Origin of the sequence: Comamonas sp. C11, assembly GCF_024496285.1 — a bacterium.
Classification (GTDB): Bacteria; Pseudomonadota; Gammaproteobacteria; order Burkholderiales; family Burkholderiaceae_C; genus Comamonas; species Comamonas testosteroni_F.
On sequence record NZ_CP101743.1, the window covers coordinates 1,461,247 to 1,479,720 of the forward strand.

The 18,474-nt window shown below is 62.1% G+C and carries 11 protein-coding genes and 1 pseudogene; 7 read left to right on the forward strand and 5 right to left on the reverse strand.

Going from position 1 to position 18,474, the window contains the following annotated elements; genetic code table 11:
* The first annotated feature begins 230 nt into the window (after positions 1–230).
* From NOX35_RS06725 to parC, 3 genes are read left to right on the forward strand one after another with little or no spacing between them, the layout of a single operon-like run.
* Complete coding sequence (locus NOX35_RS06725; protein WP_003064589.1) at positions 231–2,201, forward strand: DNA topoisomerase IV subunit B; 1,971 nt, start codon at positions 231–233, stop codon at positions 2,199–2,201.
* Positions 2,202–2,257: 56 nt separating this feature from the next.
* Positions 2,258–3,124 carry a lytic transglycosylase domain-containing protein gene (locus NOX35_RS06730; protein ID WP_256496191.1) on the forward strand — a complete coding sequence of 289 codons (867 nt, stop codon included), beginning with the start codon at positions 2,258–2,260 and terminating at the stop codon, positions 3,122–3,124.
* Positions 3,125–3,164: 40 nt separating this feature from the next.
* Complete coding sequence (gene parC, locus NOX35_RS06735) at positions 3,165–5,555, forward strand: DNA topoisomerase IV subunit A (RefSeq protein WP_182286104.1); 2,391 nt, start codon at positions 3,165–3,167, stop codon at positions 5,553–5,555.
* A 317-nt stretch (positions 5,556–5,872) separates the two neighbouring features.
* On the opposite strand, the gene NOX35_RS06740 is transcribed toward parC, so the two are convergent.
* The 4 genes from NOX35_RS06740 to NOX35_RS06755 all read right to left on the reverse strand — a co-directional run bounded on the left by NOX35_RS06740 (position 5,873) and on the right by NOX35_RS06755 (position 11,140).
* Positions 5,873–6,280, reverse strand: a complete 408-nt coding sequence (locus NOX35_RS06740) for a CoA transferase (protein ID WP_256496192.1) — start codon at positions 6,278–6,280, stop codon at positions 5,873–5,875.
* Between the two features lie 195 nt (positions 6,281–6,475).
* A complete protein-coding gene (locus tag NOX35_RS06745; RefSeq protein ID WP_182286106.1) occupies positions 6,476–7,819 on the reverse strand; it encodes an MFS transporter in 1,344 nt (447 codons plus the stop codon).
* A 176-nt stretch (positions 7,820–7,995) separates the two neighbouring features.
* Positions 7,996–9,471, reverse strand: coding sequence for an aldehyde dehydrogenase family protein (locus NOX35_RS06750; protein WP_182286107.1), 1,476 nt, complete (start codon positions 9,469–9,471; stop codon positions 7,996–7,998).
* Between the two features lie 28 nt (positions 9,472–9,499).
* The gene (locus tag NOX35_RS06755; RefSeq protein WP_182286108.1) at positions 9,500–11,140 is read right to left on the reverse strand and encodes a GMC family oxidoreductase; all 1,641 of its coding nucleotides are present in this window, start codon (positions 11,138–11,140) and stop codon (positions 9,500–9,502) included.
* 327 nt (positions 11,141–11,467) lie between these two features.
* On the opposite strand from NOX35_RS06755, the gene NOX35_RS06760 reads away from it, so the two are divergent.
* The 4 genes from NOX35_RS06760 (at position 11,468) to NOX35_RS06775 (ending at position 18,173) form a co-directional block, all read left to right on the forward strand.
* On the forward strand, positions 11,468–12,193 hold the full coding sequence (locus tag NOX35_RS06760; RefSeq protein ID WP_182286109.1) for a Crp/Fnr family transcriptional regulator: 726 nt from the start codon (positions 11,468–11,470) through the stop codon (positions 12,191–12,193).
* 121 nt (positions 12,194–12,314) lie between these two features.
* The gene (locus NOX35_RS06765) at positions 12,315–14,639 is read left to right on the forward strand and encodes an arylsulfatase (protein ID WP_182286110.1); all 2,325 of its coding nucleotides are present in this window, start codon (positions 12,315–12,317) and stop codon (positions 14,637–14,639) included.
* A gap of 87 nt (positions 14,640–14,726) precedes the next feature.
* Positions 14,727–15,695, forward strand: coding sequence for a tripartite tricarboxylate transporter substrate binding protein (locus NOX35_RS06770; RefSeq protein WP_256496193.1), 969 nt, complete (start codon positions 14,727–14,729; stop codon positions 15,693–15,695).
* 198 nt (positions 15,696–15,893) lie between these two features.
* A complete protein-coding gene (locus NOX35_RS06775) occupies positions 15,894–18,173 on the forward strand; it encodes an arylsulfatase (RefSeq protein ID WP_256496194.1) in 2,280 nt (759 codons plus the stop codon).
* A gap of 15 nt (positions 18,174–18,188) precedes the next feature.
* On the opposite strand, the pseudogene NOX35_RS28755 reads toward NOX35_RS06775, so the two are convergent.
* Positions 18,189–18,286 (reverse strand): annotated as a pseudogene (locus tag NOX35_RS28755) (IS5/IS1182 family transposase); the annotation flags it as partial.
* Positions 18,287–18,474: the final 188 nt, after the last annotated feature.

Consider the following 18,474-nt stretch of genomic DNA (forward strand, 5'->3'; position numbering starts at 1 on the left):
AAAAAGTGAGCGCCTTGCGCAATCCATGCAATAGATATGGATTTGAAACTATCCATAACGCATGAGTGACATGCGGTAAATGCTATTGTTTTAAGAGTATCCGCAGCGATAAAGACCCGGTAAAAACACGTTGCCAAGACAGATGTTCGGGCTTTGTGCAAGAGTATTGGGAGTAAACAACTGTGAATTTATCCAGCTCTCATCCGGAGAGGCTACTACAATCCGCCCCCATGGCAGTCAAACCGTCCAACGAATATTCCGAAGGCTCGATCCGCGTTCTCAAGGGTCTGGAGCCTGTCAAACAGCGTCCCGGCATGTATACGCGCACCGACAACCCCCTGCACATCCTGCAGGAGGTGATCGACAACGCAGCCGACGAGGCGCTTGCCGGCTATGGCAAGAAAATCAAGTTCACCATGCATGCCGACGGCTCCTACAGTGTGGAGGACGACGGGCGCGGCATTCCCTTCGGTCTGCACCCCGAGGAGAAGGCCCCCGTGGTGGAGCTGGTGTTCACGCGTTTGCACGCGGGCGGCAAGTTCGACAAGGGCAATGGCGGCGCCTACAGCTTCTCGGGCGGTCTGCACGGCGTGGGCGTGTCGGTGACGAATGCGCTGGCCACGCGCCTGGAGGTGCAGGTGCACCGCGACGGCCAGGTGGCCACGCTGGTGTTCTCGGGCGGCGACGTGATCGAGCCGCTCAAGGTGCGCCCTCTGCAGGCCGGCGAGCGCAAGCAGGGCACGACGGTACGTGCCTGGCCCGATGCCAAATACTTCGAGTCCTCGGCCCTGCCCATGGGCGAGCTGGTGCATCTGCTGCGCAGCAAGGCCGTGCTCATGCCCGGCGTCGCCGTTTCGCTGATCAACGAAAAGTCGCGTGATACCCAGAGCTGGCAGTTCAAGGGCGGCCTGCGCGACTATCTGGCGCAGAGCCTGCATGGCGAGCCCGTCATTCCCCTGTTCGAGGGCGAGGGCTTTGCCGACAAGAACAACGACAGCTTTGCCGAAGGCGAGGGCGCGGCCTGGTGCGTGGCCTTCACCGAAGACGGCGCGCCGCTGCGCGAAAGCTATGTCAACCTGATTCCCACCACGGCGGGCGGCACGCATGACAGCGGCCTGCGCGACGGCCTGTTCCAGGCCGTCAAGGCCTTCATCGACATGCACTCGCTGCTGCCCAAGGGAGTGAAGCTCATGCCCGACGACGTGTTTGCGCGCGCCAGCTATGTGCTTAACGCCAAGGTGCTCGATCCGCAGTTCCAGGGCCAGATCAAGGAGCGCCTGAACTCGCGCGATGCCGTGCGCCTGGTCTCGGGCTTTGTGCGCCCGGCGCTGGAGCTGTGGCTCAACGAGCATGTGGACTGGGGCAAGAAGCTGGCCGAGATCGCCATCAAGGCCGCTCAGACCCGCCAGAAGGCCGGCCAGAAGGTTGAAAAGCGCAAGGGCAGCGGCGTGGCCGTGCTGCCAGGCAAGCTGACCGATTGCGAGAGCAAGGACATAGCCGTCAACGAAGTGTTTCTGGTCGAGGGCGACTCTGCCGGCGGCAGCGCCAAGATGGGCCGCGACAAGGAAACCCAGGCCATCCTGCCGCTACGCGGCAAGGTGCTCAACACCTGGGAGGTGGACCGCGACCGGCTGTTCGCCAACAACGAAATCCACGATATCTCGGTGGCGATCGGCGTGGATCCGCATGGCCCCAATGACGAGCCCGATCTGTCCGGCCTGCGCTACGGCAAGATCTGCATTCTCTCGGATGCGGACGTGGACGGCTCGCATATCCAGGTGCTGCTGCTGACGCTGTTCTTCAAGCATTTCCCCAAGCTCATCGAAGCCGGTCACATCCATGTGGCGCTGCCGCCGCTGTTCCGTGTGGACGTGCCTGCGCGCGGCAAGAAGCCGGCCATCAAGGTCTATGCGCTCGATGCGGGCGAGCTCGATGCCATCATCGAGAAATGCGCCAAGGACGGCGTGCCGCGCGAGAAATGCCAGGTCAGCCGTTTCAAGGGCCTGGGCGAGATGAATGCCGAACAGCTGTGGGAAACCACGCTGAACCCCGATACGCGTCGTCTGCTGCCGGTGCAGTTCATGAATCTGGACTTTGCACAGTCGGAGGCCGTGGTCACCAAGCTCATGGGCAAGGGCGAAGCCGCCGCCCGTCGCGAGCTGATGGAGCTGCATGGCGATGCCGTGGAGGTCGATATCTAGGCGGGGGCGTTGCCAACGCCTGCACTAGCGCTCACCAGCGGTCGATGGAGCCAGCCATGCACAAGCCCATGTTCGATGCCTCACCCAGCCAGCGGCCTGCGCGCGGCGGGTTCGCGTCTGTGCGTTTGCGACGTGTGGTGGCCTCTGCCTTGCTGGCGGGCTCGGGCTGGCTGGCCCTGGCACCGGCGGCGCATGCCGATCTCTGGGCCTATGTCGACGAATTCGGCGTCACGCACTTTGCTGCCGAGGCGCTGGATGAGCGCTACAAGCTGTTCTTCAAGGGCGAGCTCTACGACAGCAGCCAGCCGGGCCTGCAGCTGAAGCCGGATTCGGCGTCCGAGGGGCTCAACGCCCGCACGCGCATGCAGAGCTTTTTCGAGGTCTCGCCGCGCTACAAGAGCGTGAGGCCGCATCTGCAGAAGGCGGCCGAGAGAACCGGCGTGGACTACGACCTGATCAAGGCCGTGATCGCCGTGGAGTCCGGCTTCGATGCCCAGGCCGTTTCGCCCAAGGGCGCTGTCGGCCTGATGCAGCTGATGCCGGCCACGGCCGAGCGCTTTGGCGTATCGGCCAGCAAAAAGCGCAGCATGCAGCAGCAACTGGCCGACCCGGCCGTGAACGTGCCTGCCGGCGCGCGTTACCTGAGCTATCTGATGGACTTGTTCCCGGGACGGCTCGATCTGGTGCTGGCCGCCTATAACGCGGGCGAAGGTGCGGTGCAGAAATTCGGCAAGGCCATTCCGCCCTACAAAGAAACAATGAATTACGTCAAGGCCGTCACCGGCATCTACGAGCAGCTGCAGGCAGCGCGGCCCCTGAGCGGGCGGCTGGCTGCGGCCGGCCCGGCTGGCCGCGGCGGCTCCCGCATACGCATGACTCTGCCGGGCGCAGCCTCTGCGGCTGCGGACGCGCAAATACCTTGAGTCGCCGGATCGGCGCAATTTGGAAAATCACAAAGAATTCATGAGCGATCAAACCACACTGGATTTGTCTCAACAAGCCGCTGGCGATGCACTGGACCTGGGTCAATACGCACAGCGCGCCTATCTCGAATACGCTTTATCGGTGGTCAAGGGTCGTGCCCTGCCGGATGTCAGCGATGGCCTCAAGCCCGTGCAGCGCCGCATTCTCTATGCCATGGACCGCATGGGCCTGGGCTATAGCGGCCCGAACGGCAATACGGCGGCCAAGCCGGTCAAGAGCGCCCGTGTCGTCGGCGACGTGCTGGGCCGCTTTCACCCGCACGGCGACCAGTCGGCCTATGACGCACTGGTGCGCATGGCGCAGGACTTCAATCAGCGCTACCCGCTGGTCGACGGGCAGGGCAACTTCGGCAGCCGCGACGGCGATGGTGCAGCGGCCATGCGTTACACCGAGGCACGTCTTTCCAAGATCACCGGCCTGCTGCTCGACGAAATCGATATGGGCACGGTGGACTTCGTGCCCAACTACGACGGCAGCACCCAGGAGCCCAAGCAGCTTCCGGCCCGCCTGCCGTTCTCGCTGCTCAATGGCGCCAGCGGCATTGCCGTGGGCCTGGCAACGGAAATCCCCAGCCACAATCTGCCCGAGGTGGCGGCAGCCTGCGTGGCCCTGATCAAGAAGCCTCAGCTGCCCGAGGAAGAGCTGCTGGCGCTGATTCCCGGCCCCGACTATCCGGGCGGAGGCCAGATCATTTCATCGAGCAGCGATATTGCCGATGCCTACCGCACGGGCCGCGGCAGTCTCAAGGTGCGTGCGCGCTGGAAGATCGAAGAGCTGGCACGCGGCCAGTGGCAGCTGGTGGTGACCGAGCTGCCGCCCGGCGTGTCGGCCCAGAAGGTGCTCGAAGAGATCGAGGACATCACCAATCCCAAGGTCAAGACCGGCAAGAAGGCGCTGAGCCAGGAGCAGACCCAGCTCAAGGCCAGCATGCTGGCCGTGCTGGACTGCGTGCGTGACGAATCGAGCAAGGATGCTCCGGTACGCATCGTGTTCGAACCCAAGACCGGCAAGATTCCGCAGTCGGAGCTGATCACGGCGCTGCTGGCCCACACCAGCCTGGAGTCTTCGAGCTCGATCAATCTGACCAGCATCGGCCTCGACGGCCGCCCGGTGCAGAAGTCGCTGCGCCAGATGCTGGAGGAATGGATTGCCTTCCGCTTCCAGACCGTGACGCGACGCAGCCGGCACCGGCTGGAAAAGGTGCTCGATCGCATCCACATTCTCGAAGGCCGCCAGGCCGTGCTGCTCAATATCGACAAGGTCATTGCCATCATCCGCGCCAGCGATGAACCCAAGCAGGCCCTGATCGATGCCTTCAATCTCTCCGAGCGTCAGGCCGAGGACATTCTTGAAATCCGTCTGCGTCAGCTGGCGCGCCTGGAAGCCATCAAGATCGAGCAGGAGCTCAAGGAGCTGCGCAGCGAGCAGGGCAAGCTTGAGGACATCCTGGGCAGCGAGGCGACCATGCGCCGCCTGATCTGCAAGGAAATCGAAGCCGATGCCAAGACCTTTGGCGATGCCCGTCGCACGCTGATCCACGAGGAGAAAAAGGTGGTGGCCGAGGTCAAGGTGGTGGATGAACCCACGACCGTGATCATTTCCGAAAAGGGCTGGGTGCGCACGCGTCAAGGCCATGGCGTGGATGCGGGCACGCTGAGCTTCAAGGCAGGCGATAGTCTCTATGGCACGTTTGAGTGCCGCACCGTCGATCAGTTGCTGGCCTTTGGCAGCAATGGCCGGGTCTATTCGGTGCCGGTGTCGGCCCTGCCGGGCGGACGCGGCGACGGACAGCCCGTGACGACGATGATCGAGCTCGAAGCCGGTACCCAGCTGCTGTACTACTTTGCCGGCAGCGAAAGCACGCAACTGCTGCTCTCGGGCTCGGGTGCCTATGGCTTCACGGCGACTGTGGGCGATATGGTCTCGCGCCAGAAGGCCGGCAAGGCCTTTGTCACGCTGGGCGAGGGCGAGACCCTGTGCGCACCTTCGGTGGTGCATGGCGTGCCCATGAATGCGCGTGCCGAATATGTGGAAGGCGGCGAGCAGGGGGCCGGTCTGCTCAACCCCGCCAGCCATGTGATCTGTGCCTCGGTGGGCGGGCGCATTCTGACCTTCGAGATCGCCGAGCTCAAGGCCATGCCCAAGGGCGGGCGCGGCCTGATGCTGATCAGCCTGGAAGACAAGGACCAGCTGGCCGGCGCGGCCGCCTATACGCGCAGCATCCGGCTGGATGGCGTTGGGCGTGGCGGCAAGGCACGTACCGAGACGCTGGAGATCCGCAGCCTCAACAATGCCCGCGGCAACCGCGGCCGCAAGGGCAAGGCCGCAGACCTGGGCTTCAAGCCCCAGGCGGTGACGCGCGTGGAATAAGGCTCAGCGCTCAAACGACAAAAGCCGTGTACTGCACGGCTTTTTCTTTGGTGAATCGGTGCCTGCCACGCACCTCGCCGGTGTCGGATCGATGGCAAAGGATCAATTTTGTGCGTGGCCTGATGCTGTTTACGCAGCCATCAGCCTGGCTTCGAACGGCGTTGTTGCATTGTGAGTCGCAAGACGTCACGAGATTTGAATGGAGCCATGCTGCGCGGTCTGTTTCTGAGGGGGCACACCTCGTGCCTAACCCCGTCTGTAGATGTGCAGTCGGCTCCTCGTTTCACGCGCCTGGATCGTCTTGGCAGACAGATCAGTCAAAAGTGACTGATCAGCGCTTGCATTGACGGAAAGTCCCTGTAATGCAACAACGCCATATCGGGGGCTATAAAGAGGAAAATCGAGAGCATCAGGCAAGGCTGGCGCAAAAGATGACCGGCGTAACTCTGAATATCATGGCCATGTCGATGAAGCGTCTGCGTCCGGTGGCATCGCGCTCGCGCAAGGAAGCCCGGATGTTGAGCGGGGTGCATGCCCGTCGATGCATCGACGGTGGGAAGGCCGGTCCTGATCGGTGGGGCGCTCCCGCAGCCCGTGAGCATGGTCATGCCGGTGGCCGCCTGCACGATGTGGTCGTCGGCCCCCAATCCGTAGCGTTCGAGCGCGCCGGGATGCAGGCTGTCCAGCAGTACGTCAGCTTCGTGCCCAAACGCCAACACCTTCACTCAATCAGTGGCATCCCTGAGATCGACGTGGTGGCCTTCTTTGCAGGTGTTCAGCGCGAGGTAAAAGCCGGTCAGAGGGCCGACAATCCGCCCGTTATCGATCAAGCCTGGCGCGATACCAGCGTGGCCAGGCCGAGCCTGTCCCGGCAGGCAACCAGCCGGGGCGTCCATTCCATTAACGCCTCCTGCGTCTGCTTAAAGGCAGCTGACCGGCTTCATTCCTTGTTCAACCAGCTTGGCCACCGATTCCTCGGGATTTGTCCAAATCAGACCAACCAAGGCACCCATCAGAAGCAGGGTGCCATTCACCACAAACCCTTGTTCATACCCCCGTGCCGGAGAATCTCCAGAGGCAAACTGAATCAGCCAACCGGTTACGATTGGCGCAATAATCGCAGCCAACGTCGCTATCGCATTGTCAATCGCCAGCATGGCCCCACGCTGAGACGGTGGCACGACCTCAGCGATCATTCCAGGCGCCAAGGAATAGATAATGGGAGGCAGGCCCAAGGCAATCCCAAGCAAAATGACCTTTTGCATGGGGCTGAGATCTACCAGCGTGAAACCAATCAGCAGCAGGACACCTGCCAGAGCCATGGCCAGGCTGGACAAAATAGCGCGGCTAACGCGGGAGGTCTTGCCTTTGGCCAAAAGCCGTTGTGACCACCATGAAGCGAACAGATTGATCGGTACGGTAGTGGCCACGACCAATCCGAACAGGCGCCCGGAGCTGATCGCGTCAAACCCCAGACCTTTCTGGATATAGGCGGGCAGCCAGGTCAATGACAATGCCAAGGCCCAATAGGCGACAAAGTGCAGCACCATGGCGCTCCAAATGGTAGGGTCAGACAGCAGTCGCCGATAAGGGATGGCAGGCTCCTGAACTGCTGCGCTTTTGCTTGCCACGGCTTGGTCCTCGATGGTTCCCTCCGCACCCGACACCCACCAAAGCAACGACCAGACAACGCCAATCACTGCAAGGATCTCGAAATTCGTTCGCCATCCCCAACGTGCGGTGATCTGGGGAATCGTGACTCCAGCGATCAACAAGCCGACAGTGGCTCCTGTCAAAATCACCGTCACCGGCAGATTGCGCTTTTCGTTGGGAAACCATTTGAAGCTCGCATGCACTGCGATGGGCGAAGCCGGCCCCTCGCCAATTCCAAGAATCACCCGAGCCAGGATGATCGCCGCCATCGACTGGGCAAATATAATTGGCACCTGAGCCAAAGCCCAAATGGCGGCCATCCCCAGAAGAAGCCACTTGGCTTTGAACCGGTTGGCCAAGAAACCGCCAGCCACGCACGAAATCGAAAATAGCCAAAAGAAACTGCTGGCAACCACACCATATTGGCTAGGTGTGAGTTTGAATTCGTCCATCAGCGGAACGGCGACCAATCCTATGGCGATCTTGTCCACAAAATTGATCAGCATGAAAAGGGACAACAGCGCGGCTATAGACCACGCCCTTCCAGGCCGAAAGTTACTATTCAGTGTGATTTGCACATCGCGGCGACTAGGCTTATCGACTACTGGCATGCTGTCTCCTTTTCTTGTCGTGTAGGCTGCTTGGCTTGGTGTCTGCTCCTTGTGTCCGGAGCGGAATACCTGCTCCGGGTCTTCGTAATGAAAAACCGAGGTCGCGGCCTCCAAGCCTCAGGCCGGGTCACTCAAACGCACATCGCGGCCCATAGCGGGCATGCCTGCCAACTTGCCTATTCCGGACAAGACGCCCGGGCCAGCTCGTCGTCGTTGAACTGCAGCGACTTAACCTGAAGGAACTCCTCCATTGCGTAGCGCCCACGCTCGCGTCCAATGCCCGACTGCTTGAAGCCACCGGCCGGCGCATTCAGGTTGAAGCCACCGCCATTGATGTCAACCTTGCCGCATTGCAACTGGCGGCCGACGCGCACGGCATGCGCGCTATCGGCTGACCACACCGCGCCGTTCAGGCCGTAGATCGTGCCGTTGGCAATGGCCACGGCATCGGCCTCGTTCTTGCTCGGCAGAATGCTAAGCACCGGCCCGAAGATCTCCTCCTGCGCGATGCGCATGCCCGGCAGCACTTCCCCGAACACGGTAGGCTGCACGAAGTAGCCCTGCTCCGCGCCACGGGGTGGCTCGGCACCACCGGTGACCAGACGCGCGCCCTCGGCCTGTCCAATGCGGATGTACTCCTGCACCCGCTCGCGGTGCCTGGCGAAGGCCAGGGGCCCAAGCGTGGTGGCTTCGTCCATCGGGTCGCCAGGCACGAATTTCCTCGCCTCGTCTGCGGCGATCTCCAGTGCCTTGGCGTGCAGGTGGGCCGGCACGATCATGCGCGACAAGGCGATACAGGTTTGCCCAGCATTGAGGAAGCAGCCCTGCACGCCGCCGCGCACGGCTGCTTCCAGCGGCGCATCGTCCAGGATCACGGTCGCCGACTTGCCGCCCAGCTCCAGCGCGAGTTTCTTGACGGTCGGTGCCGCCGTGGCCATCAGGCGCCGCCCCGTTGCCGTGGAGCCGGTGTAGGACACCATGCCCACGCCCGGGTGCGCCACCAGGGCTTCGCCGACCACGGGGCCGATACCGTTGACGATATTGATCACGCCCTTGGGGAAGCCGATCTCCGCCAAGGCATCTGCAACCACCATTGCGGTCAGCGGCGCGATCTCGCTGGGCTTGGCGACAACCGTGCATCCCGCAGCAATGGCGGGCGCGACCTTGCCCAGCAGCAGCAGCAGCGGATAGTTCCAAGCGGTAATCGCAGCGACGACCCCGATGGGCTCGCGCACCACCCGGGAGTTGCCGATCAGCTCGTCACGGGGTTCCTCCTTGAGGAATCCGGCATATGACGCAAGCACCATCAGGGGCAACTGGGCCTGGGCCCGGCGGGAGAAGCCGATGGGGCTACCCATCTCGGTCGTTTCGAGCTGGGCGATGGGTTCCAGCCTCGGCTGAAGCGCCGCCACGAGCCGGCCTATCCAGGCTGCGCGCTCCTCGCGCGGGAGCGTGCTCCATGCAGGAAAAGCGGTCCGGGCCGCCTGTACGGCGGCATCGACATCGGCTGCTGTGCCCAAGGCTACGCTGCCGAACGGCTTTTCGCTGTACGGATTCACCAGATCCAGGCGGTCTTGGCCTGGCGAAGCGGCCCAGGTACCGTCAATGTAGTGCTGCGGGCGGGCGGTGAGCACGGCGGGAAGGGGTGTCATAGAGGGCTGTCTCCTGATATCGGGTAAGTCAACGCATGTGTTCGGCGGCGCGCAGAGCCCAGTCGGCGGCACGCTCACCGATCATGATCGATGGCGCGTTAGTGTTTGAGGAAGGCAGGGTGGGCATGATCGATGCATCCGCGATGCGCAGTCCGGCCAAGCCATGCACGCGCAATTGCGCGTCGACCACGCTGTCCTGCGGCGCCCCCATGCGACAGGTGCCTACAGGGTGATAGACGGTGAGCCCGGTACCCTTAGCGTAGGCCAGCAACTCATCGTCCGACCGCACGTCAACGCCGGGGAACGTCTCATCGACGATGTAGCGTTGAAATGCGGGCTGCGCTGCCACTATGCGCGCCAGCCTGAGCCCTGCTATCGTCACGGCCTGATCGTAGGCATCGGCCAGGAAGTTGGTGAGGATCCGTGGATGGTCCCAGGGCTGCCTGCCGGCAATGTGGCTGTGGCCGCGCGAACGCGGGTAGACCGGCCAGTTCAACAGCGACAATCCGCTTTCGCGTGGGACCGGATACCCTAGCTGGCCCCACTGCGAAAAATCGTTGTGAATGCCGTTGAGCTGGAGCTTCAGGTCGGCGCGAGGCGCATCGGGGCTGGACCGCGTAACCAATTGCGTATTCATGGTTGCCGTGCGCAGCCAGCCGTGCCGCGTGAAAAACCACTGTGCTCCCCCACGCAGTTTGGATGGCAGGCTGTGGGCGATGTCGTTGATGGTCAACGCGCCACGGGTGCGGAAGCTCACGCAGGTGCGCATATGGTCCAGCAAATGGCTGCCCACGTGCGGATTGCCAAGGCCCACGGGGATGCCCAGGCCTTGCAGCACTTCCGCCTGCCCGATCCCTGAGCGCTCCAGCAAGGCCGGCGTGTGGTAACCGCCCGCGCACAGGATGACCTCATGCGCAGCCCGCACCCGAGTGCGTGCCGCAGGGCGATCCCCATCGCGGCGCACGAATTCCACGCCCACGACCCGCGTCCCCTCAAACACCAAGGTATCCGCGTACGCGCCCGTTTCAATTTGTAGATTCCGGCGCCCGGCCGCCGGCTTCAGGTAGGCGTCATAGGTGGAGCAACGCCAGCCGTTGCGGGTATTGGTCTGCAGCCAGGTCCAACCTTCGACGCTGCCGCTGTTGTAGTCCTTGGCGGGAGGCAGGCCGAGCGAGGCGCAACTGTCCAGGAATGCCTGGCCCAGAGGCTCGGGGCGATGCCGGGTGATGTGCATCGGTCCGGTATGGCCGCGCGTTGCCGCATCACCTTGGGGATAGTTCTCCAGCTTCTTGAAGAACGGCTGCACATCCGACCAGCCCCAACCCTCGTGGCCCAGGTCGCGCCATTCGTCCCATGCCTTGGCATCGCCGAAGGCCCAGATCATCCCGTTGATCGCGCTGCTGCCGCCAAGCCCCAGGCCACGCGGGGAGTAGACGCCATGCCCGCCCAGCGCAGGCTCCGGCCCACTGACGAAGCGCCACGCCCAGCGTTCGTCGCGCACCAGGTTTGCTACCCCCAACGGCAGCCGGTGGTTGAAGGTGTCGGTCTTGCCCCCGGGCTCAAGCAGCAACACGGTGTAGCGGCCGCTCTCGGACAGGCGCGCAGCCACGGCGGCACCGCCTGAGCCGGCACCGACCACGATGAAGTCGAAGGTCTGCAAGGTATCCATAGGTGAAAGAGGTTAATGAGTTCCGGGCGATCCAAAAGACAAGTAGTTGCCAATTCAGGCGATATGGATAGCGGAAGCTATGTGCGTCCGCGAATGGGTCACCGCTACCGTGGAAACGCGCGGCATATAGCCGGAACGGTTTAGCTTGCCCCATGCAAGAATCGGAGGCCCGCGTGCCACCCATAGGTGAAAAAAAGTCTAAAGGGGCCCAACAATTAAAAAGACATACAGTTGTCAATCAGAGCAATTTCGCGGGAAATCCAGCCAGAGGGATAGCGCAGGCAAGTGGCTGGCAAGTTCAGCCGAAGTGATCAAATGGGAGCACAGATGACACAGTGGGACGAAAAGGCGCTGCTCGCCGTCATGCGCCCCAAGTGGCCCGCGCCGATATCCATTGAGACCGCGCGCGCACTGATTGCGCGCGGCCGCCATCAGGTGCGCCTTGCACCGGGCTCCGTGCTGATACGCCAAGGAGAAATCCCGCGCGGCATCGTTATCTGGCTGGAAGGCAAGGCGGCCGTGACGGGCGTGAGTGCCTCTGGGCGGGAGTTCATCCTGTCGTTCATGGGACCAGGCGATGGCTACGGCTTTGTGCCGTGCTATACCCAGACGCCCGATACGACCAGTCTTGTCGCCCATGAACCTGCCGCAGCACTTGTCGTGCCATATGACCAATGGCTCAGGACGGCCGACGAGCACCCTGAGCTCAAGGATGCGGTCATCGCGGTCATGTGCCAGCGGATGCGGTGGATGACAGACAACCTCGAGTACCGCAGCATGGCGCCCGCCATTGCGCGCATGGCGCGGCTCTTGTACCTCTATGTACAGCGGCTGGAAACTATTCCGTCCCTCCCTGCCGGCCGGACGACACCGGTCGAGCTACGGCTGGGTCAAGCGACCTTGGCTTCCATGCTCAGCCTTTCCCGTCAGCGTACCCACCAATTGCTGCACAAGCTTGAGCAAGATGGCGCGATCAGCCTTGCCTATGGGCGTATCGTCGTGCGCGATCTTTCCTGTCTGCAACGTGTAATGAACGCCATTGAGGACGCCTGAGTGCGCAGGCAACGCCCATGCGGCGTCTCGCCTTGTTTCAAATGTCCATTCTTTGACATTGCTCTGGGCATCGGATGGCTAGGATTGTTTCATTGAACTTCTTCACTGAGGACGATCCGCAATGAGTCAAGATTCAGCATGGCGTGATGGCAATCCAGCCAGTGCATTCCAAGGCAAGATAGGGCGATTGATCTCGGAGTCGCAACCTTGGTGGCCAGCCCCGGTGAAGCCACCGGCGGGCGCGCCAAATATCCTGATCCTGTATTGCGACGACCTGGGTTTCTCCGACCTGGGTTGCTTTGGCAGCGAGATTGCCACGCCCAATATCGACAGGCTGGCCGAAGGTGGCCTGCGCTTCACCAACTACACCACCGTGCCAATGTGCTCCCCGGCGCGCGCGGCCCTGCTCACCGGCAAGAACCCCCATGCGGTGGGCTGCGGCTGGATCGCGCACGCCAACCCTGGCTACCCAGGCTACAACAGCGAAATCTCTCAGGACGCCCCCACCTTGGCCGAAATGCTCAAGGTCCAGGGCTATTCGACCATGATGGTAGGCAAGTGGCACAACACCTGGGGCCACCACGTTCACGATGCGGCAGACCGCAGCTCTTGGCCACTGCAGCGCGGCTTCGAGCGCTTTTACGGCTTTCTGGACGCAGAGACCAACTACTTCTCGCCAGACCGCATCTATGAAGGCAACCAGCTTGCCGACATCGACAGCTACTCCGACGATTACTTTGCCACCGACGCCTGGACCGACCGCGCTCTGGTGTACATGAAGTCGCACGTAAGCAGCGAGCCGCACAAGCCCTTCTTCATGTACATGGCCTTCAATGCGCCGCATATGCCGATTCAGGCCAAATCCGGCGACATGGCGCGCTACAAAGGGCGCTATGCCGAAGGCTGGGACCGCCTGCGAACCGCGCGTGCGGCACGTCAGACCGAGCTTGGCCTGTTTGACCGCCCCCACCCCCTGGCGCCGATGCCGCCGGGCGTGCCAGCCTGGGACAGCCTCGACGATGAGCGGCGCGAGCTCTTTGCGCATTACATGGAGCTGTACGCGGCTCTGGTGGACAATATTGACCAGAACGTCGGCCGCGTTCTCGACTTTCTGGAAGCCTCGGGCCAGCTCGGCAACACCCTGATCGTGTTCAGCTCTGACAACGGCGCTTCAGCGGTTGGCGGGCTCGAGGGCACCCCGAACTTCATGCGTTCACGCGAAGGCCAGCCCACCCAGCACGGCGAATCGTATGCAGCCATGAAAAAGGGCGTGGTGGGCGGACCGGAATCCATGCCAGCCTACCCCACGGGCTGGGCCCAGGTGTCCAATACGCCTTTCTATTATTTCAAGCGTACGCCCATGATGGGCGGCATCCGCGTGCCTTTCATCATGCATTGGCCCAAAGGCATCGCGGAAAAAGGCGCAGTGCGCAAGCAGTGGGTCCATGTGACCGACATCACCCCGACGCTGATGGACGTGATCGGCCTCACGCGCCCCGATCACATTGGTGACCTGACCGCGCGCCAAGCCGATGGCAAGAGCTTCAAGTCCGTGCTGAGCGACGCGAAAGCGCCCGCGGCTCGCAGCAGCCAGCATTACGAGCTGGAAGCCAACCGGGCTTACATCCTGGGCGACTGGAAAATTGTCTCGCTGCAGACTCGCGGCGGCAAGATCAGCACATTGGACAACTGGATGCTGTTCAATCTGGCCAACGACCCGACTGAATGCCATGACCTGGCCGCCGAGTTCCCTGACAAGGTGAAGGAACTCGAGGTGGCATTTGATGCCGAGGCTTGGAGCAACAACGTTTACCCGCTTGACGCGCGCGCACTGGAACGCGCCATCACGCTGCCGCCGCATTTGATGGAAAGCGTGAACACCGAGCGTGTGTTTTACCCCGGCACCCAGACCATCAGCCGTGTGGTCGTCTCGCCTCTGATTACCGACCGCAATTTCAGCATCACTGCGCGATTCGACTGGCAGGCTGGCCAGGAAGGCGTGATCTGGGCCCTCGGTGAAGCCTTTACGGGTCTGGCCTTGTATGTCACCGGCGGGTCGGCACTCTTCGTCTACCACCGCTGGATGAATCCGCTTGACTTGCCTCTGTTGCCGCTGACGCCCGGCGCGCAATGCCTGCGCCTGGAATTTGAAGCCCTGGGGCAACGCCAAGGCCGGGCTCGTTTGGCGCTGGACGGCGGCACAACGCAGCCGTGGACCGACATTGCCCCTACGGTCATGAGCATCCACTGCGAAGGCATGGATGTGGGCCTGGATCGACGCCAGCGCGTGTCGTCCCGGTTTGCAGAACGCGGCACGTTTGCCTACCCCGGCGTCATACACAGCGTCACCGTGACGCCTGGCCCGCAGGCACCCGGCAGCGTCATGAACCAGCGCGAGGACCTGGCCCAACAGGCCCTCGGGGAGGGCTTTGGGATCCAGCGCTGATTCGCGGCGGCAATCAGGGCCCAATCAGAACAGAAGCGACATTTCCAGGAGACAGACATGCAACGATTCAATCGTCGACACTGCATCGTGGCCGCTGCAGCCTTGCTGCTCAGCCCCTTGTCGTGGGCAGAAAGTTCCCCCTTACCACCCGCCATCAAGATTGTCGTGCCTTTTCCGGCAGGTGGTGCGGTGGATGTCACGGTGCGCAGGCTTGGCGAGCAGCTCGCCAAGGGTCTGGCAACCACGGTGATCGTGGAAAACAAACCTGGCGCGTCCGGCGTCATTGGGATCAGAGCGGCAGCGCCTGCTGCAGGCAATGGTTCAGTATTGCTGTATGCCCATAGCGGCATGGTCACGGCGCAAGTGATGGGCGCCAAGATCGATCTGTTGAAAGAGTTCAAGCCGGTGGCCAAGCTCTCGGTCGCACCTCATCTGCTGATGGTACGCGCCGACTCGCCCTACAAGACGCAGCGTGATCTGATCGAGGCCATGAAAGCCAAGCCGGGCAAGCTCAATTTTGGCTCTGGGGGAGCGGCCTCTCCAACCCATCTGATGTATGAATTGCTGGAAGGCGCTGTTCCAGGCGTCAAGGCAACCCACGTGCCATTCAAGGGTGCCATCGATGGCATTTTTGCACTTGCAGGGGGCGAAATCGATTTCCAGTTTGCCACGCCAGCGGCGGCGGCAGAGCTCATCAAATCCGGCAAGCTGCGCGCGCTGTCCTTTACCGGGACCAGCCGCACCCCCTACTACCCCGACGTGCCCACGGTGGCCGAAGCCGGGGTACCTGGCTACCGCGCTGAACCAGGGAGCGGCATTCTGGCTGAACCATGGGGCGGTCTTCTGATTACCTCCAAGGCATCAGACGCCTTGGTGGCCAGGTTGGCTGACGCCGTCATGGCCGCGATCAACACGCCTGAAATGAAGGAAGTGATCGAAAAGTCCGGCAGTCGCAATGCAGACAGGCGCACGCCGGCCGAATTTGCCCAGGACATCCAGCAGGAACTGACTGAGCAACGTGCGTTGATTAAAAAGTTGGGGATGGTGGCAGAGTGATTTTTCTGGCGGCATTTTTTCGATACCGCACTCCAGCGCGGTGAGATTGGCGGGAAGCATTTCCTTTGTTCAAGAAATAGACCAAGGATGAGAGTCCAGACTTAACTCAAATACGAGGTGCTCCGAGATCGATTGCGGATTGGCGCCGTCGCTCCCGAGTGCCTTGGCTCATCGATTACTTCACTTCTGCAGGCGACCATGGCAACCCCAAGAACCGAGAATCAGGGCGCGCTCGTTCCGCACCCGCATGAGGACATTCTTCCGCCGGCCGATGCGCCGTTCGGTGGCGTCATAGGCAACACGTACAAGGAATCGAAGGCCGAATGGCCGAGCCCGGTCAGGCCACCAAAGGATGCTCCGAATATCGTGGTGGTCCTGCTCGACGACCTGGGCTTCGGCCATCTGTCCTGTTATGGCGGGCCTATCGAGGCGCCTTGTATCGGTAAGCTGGCCACAAATGGTTTGCGCTATACCAATTTCCACACTACCAGCCTGTGTTCGCCCTCGCGGGCCGCACTGCTGACCGGCCGTAACCACCACTCGGTTGGATTCGCTGTCATCAGCGAACTATCGACCGGCTTCCCGGGCTCCAACGCCTATATGCCACGCAGCGCTTCGACCGTCGCGGAAGTGCTGAAGCAGTCGGGCTATTCTACTTTTGCGGTGGGAAAGTGGCACCTCACGCCGCCTACCGAGGTGACAGCGGCTGGCCCGTTCAGTCGCTGGCCGCTCGGCATGGGCTTCGAACGCTTCTATGGTTTCCTGCCAGGGGAGACGGATCACTGGCATCCCATGCTGACTTGCGACAACCATCGCATTCCCACCCCAGAGCGGGCCGACTACCACCTCAGCGAAGATCTGGTCGACCAGGCTATCGCGATGATCCAGGACCCGCAGCAGGTTGCCACCGGCCGGCCGTTCTTCCTGTATCTGGCCTTTGGCGCTCCCCATGCGCCATTCCATGTGCCTCAGTCCTATATCGAGAAATATAAGGGTAAGTTCGACCAGGGTTGGGATCAAGTGCGCACGGAGACCTTCGAGCGCCAAAAGGTGCTCGGCATCATTCCCAGGAACTCCAAGCTGCCGCCCAGGAACCCTGGCATTGCCGGCTGGGGCTCGCTCGATGCGGACGCCAGGCGCCTGTACGCGCGCATGCAAGAGGCGTTCGCCGGCTTCGTCGACCATACCGACGCGCAGATCGGGCGCCTCGTCGCTACGCTGCAACGCCTGGGACAGTTCGACAACACGCTGATCCTGGTGCTCTCCGACAACGGCGCAAGCCAGGAGGGCCAGGAGCATGGGACGACGAATACCGAGCGATTCCGTAACCTGTTACCCATGAATGTCCAGGAGATGATCAAGGACATTGACCGGATCGGCAGCAAGCATACCGACACGCACTATCCAGCGGGGTGGGGAATGGCGGGCAATGCGCCATTCCGACGATGGAAGCGCGACACCCACCGGGGCGGTAACACCGATCCGCTGGTGGTGCACCTGCCTAGCGGGGTGGCGCATGCCAGTGGAATCCGGACCCAGTACCACCACATCACCGACCTGTATCCGACGCTGCTAGAGATGGCTGGGGTGTCGGTACCGAGGGTCATCAATGGCAACGAGCAAAAGCCGCTTGAAGGCATCAGCCTGGCCTATACATTTCAGGACGCCGAGGCGCGCACCCGCAAACATGTCCAGTACTACGAGATGCTCGGCTGCCGGGCCCTCTGGTCGGACGGCTGGATGGCGGTTACTTGGCACAAACCTGGCACGGACTGGGAAGAGGATCAGTGGGAGCTGTACCATCAGGACGACGACTATACGCAGGCCAATGACTTGTCGCGGGAGCATCCCGAGAAGCTCAAGGCATTGATCGATCTGTGGTGGGAAGAGGCCCGTAAGCACAATGTCCTGCCCTTGGACGACCGCTTTCGCGAGCGGGCTCTGGACCGCACGCGGCCGGTGGCGGCCGAACGGCGAGCTGCCTACGCCTACTACCCGGGATCCAGCCCGGTTCCTATCACCGCGATGCCGCGCTTGCTCAATCACTCCCATACCATCACGGCACGGATCGAGGTGCCCGCCGGCGGCGCCGAGGGCGTGATTGTGGCGCTCGGATCCGAACTCGGAGGCTGGAGCCTCTTTATGAAGAGCGGCAGGGCGTATTACGTGCACAACCGCCTGAAAATAGACTGCCACAGGGTTAGCTCCGCCCCCATTCTGCCGGGAAGGGTCGAGCTGCGCTTTGAGTTCGTCGCTACCGGCATTGGAATGGGCACGGGCCAATTGTTCGTCAATGGAGAATCGCAGAGCGAACCCGTCGAGATTCGTACCGCGCCGATCGGATACTCCGCCGTTCACGACGGTATCCAGATCGGAAGGCAGTGGGGTTCCGCGACGGCCTATGAGGATTACGTTGGCGAGTTCGCATTCACCGGCACGATCGACCATGTGCTGGTGAGTCCTGGCGAGGCGGTCTAGGGTCTGCCAACAGAAACGAAGCCAGTCGATCACCAGCGCGAAGCGATGAGGGCAAGGAACATCACATGGAGCTTTTCGAAGCGAGAGAAGATGCGCCAGTAGCCCTTCATCCGCTACGTCAGGTGCGCTGTGGAGCCGCTCCCCAAGATCGACGCTGGGCCATGCTCCTACGTCTGCCAATGCACCGTCGGCCAGACCACCTTGCCAAGTCCCGTTCCAGACGCTTGCCGGGGAGGGCTGCTGCGTTTCCTAGGGGCAGTCGAACTCACGCATGACGGCCGTCATCCAGCGCAAGTCGGCC

What these genes read in the sequence shown, in the direction of transcription:
- NOX35_RS06725 (WP_003064589.1), top strand. Translation starts at nt 231, where the DNA reads ATGGCAGTCAAACCGTCCAACGAATATTCCGAAGGCTCGATCCGCGTT.
- NOX35_RS06730 (WP_256496191.1), top strand. Translation starts at nt 2,258, where the DNA reads ATGCACAAGCCCATGTTCGATGCCTCACCCAGCCAGCGGCCTGCGCGC.
- parC (WP_182286104.1), top strand. Translation starts at nt 3,165, where the DNA reads ATGAGCGATCAAACCACACTGGATTTGTCTCAACAAGCCGCTGGCGAT.
- NOX35_RS06745 (WP_182286106.1), bottom strand. Translation starts at nt 7,819, where the DNA reads ATGCCAGTAGTCGATAAGCCTAGTCGCCGCGATGTGCAAATCACACTG.
- NOX35_RS06750 (WP_182286107.1), bottom strand. Translation starts at nt 9,471, where the DNA reads ATGACACCCCTTCCCGCCGTGCTCACCGCCCGCCCGCAGCACTACATT.
- NOX35_RS06755 (WP_182286108.1), bottom strand. Translation starts at nt 11,140, where the DNA reads ATGGATACCTTGCAGACCTTCGACTTCATCGTGGTCGGTGCCGGCTCA.
- NOX35_RS06760 (WP_182286109.1), top strand. Translation starts at nt 11,468, where the DNA reads ATGACACAGTGGGACGAAAAGGCGCTGCTCGCCGTCATGCGCCCCAAG.
- NOX35_RS06765 (WP_182286110.1), top strand. Translation starts at nt 12,315, where the DNA reads ATGAGTCAAGATTCAGCATGGCGTGATGGCAATCCAGCCAGTGCATTC.
- NOX35_RS06775 (WP_256496194.1), top strand. Translation starts at nt 15,894, where the DNA reads ATGGCAACCCCAAGAACCGAGAATCAGGGCGCGCTCGTTCCGCACCCG.